Origin of the sequence: Phocaeicola sp. ICN-14070 (assembly GCF_037892625.1) — a bacterium.
GTDB lineage: Bacteria > Bacteroidota > Bacteroidia > Bacteroidales > Bacteroidaceae > Phocaeicola > Phocaeicola plebeius.
Genome location: NZ_JBBKBF010000153.1, coordinates 1 through 1,243 on the forward strand (window position 1 = coordinate 1; position 1,243 = coordinate 1,243).

Annotated in this window: 2 protein-coding genes; both read right to left on the bottom strand. The window is 34.0% G+C overall.

Annotated features, from left to right (window positions below; translation table 11 throughout):
* Positions 1-333: 333 nt before the first annotated feature.
* A complete protein-coding gene (locus tag WKT20_RS18005; protein ID WP_270213144.1) occupies positions 334-723 on the bottom strand; it encodes a hypothetical protein in 390 nt (129 codons plus the stop codon).
* Positions 724-961: 238 nt separating this feature from the next.
* Positions 962-1,243 (bottom strand): tyrosine-type recombinase/integrase (locus tag WKT20_RS18010; RefSeq protein WP_340417863.1); only part of this gene is annotated, 282 nt, incomplete at its 5' end.

Here is a 1,243-nt window from a genome sequence, read left to right on the forward strand (position 1 = left end):
GTTCTTCCCAGCCCACAAAAGAAGAAGTTTATAAATAAAGAAAGCGTGAGGGCTGTTAACTCATTTTACGGAATAGGCTCTGGTAAAACCCTTGAACTAAAACAAGCAACAGTCTCCCCACGCCATATACGGATATGACGCGAGAGATGTTTACTCATTCTCGTTCGTTAATAGTTTACCAGACTTTATTCCGGAGAATCAGTTAAACACTTTCGTGTACCTTAAATTTCTAACATGTCTGCCATGTTTTGCATGACGATACAAAATTATGAAAAATAAGGCACATTACAAATGTTTCATCTCATAAAGAGACTGTTGCGGTTACAAATTTAGTCAATCATCCTCATTAAGAAATTCATCCACAAAAGATTCACATTCTTGATGCTCTTTAAGCAATCTTTCTGTAAGTTCTTCGTTTGATTTGAAACGTTCATCAATTTCTTCAAGTGTCTTGTCGAACTTTGCAAGTATTGCATCATATTCAGAATTACATTCTTCTTCGCAGTCTTCATCCGGTTTTATAGTGTCAAGAATTTTTTCTGTTGCAAAGGTGAATTTTTCATCTTCTATATTCTCATCAATAGGATTTTCCTGTACAGCTTCTTCTTGAACTGATAAATCTACTTTTTGAAGATTGATTTCTTTCTTACTTGATTTCCTTCTGGATTTAGTGACTTTAGTTTTCACCTCCTGTTCATTCTGATTCTTTTTCTTCCGTGTCATAAGTCTTTTATATTTGATGTTTATAATTTCATTAGTCATTGAATCATCTTACATTACATATATCCTCTTTTTTTCCAAAATATAAACGATTCCCAAATTTTAACATGACTTTAACTGTTCAATATATGTTTCAATCCCTCGTACCGGTAATTTAACAATGAAAAGACCCGATTCCTCTGCAATCAGGAGTATCGGGCTGAACATCAAAATATGGCTCTTATAGAGCTTATATGTGACCTTAAAAGCTTAATAGACTTGCATTTTTAGCTCTGTATTCAGATTCCAAATCTGCAAGGTATATCTCTGTTGTTGTAACACTGCTATGTCCCAACATGGGTGATATTATTGAAATCGGAACACCTTCGTTTCTTAATACAGTTGCATAGGTATGTCTTGCAACGTAAGTTGTTATCTTTCCCAAATTTAGTTTCTCACCTATCATTTTCATTCTTTTATTTATCAGTTTTGTGAGATTCTTCTTTTTCTTCTCATGTTCCCACGCACTGTCACCAGGTTTTAA

Coding starts and splice junctions, on each gene's coding strand:
- WKT20_RS18005 (WP_270213144.1), bottom strand. CDS start 723: ATGACACGGAAGAAAAAGAATCAGAATGAACAGGAGGTGAAAACTAAA.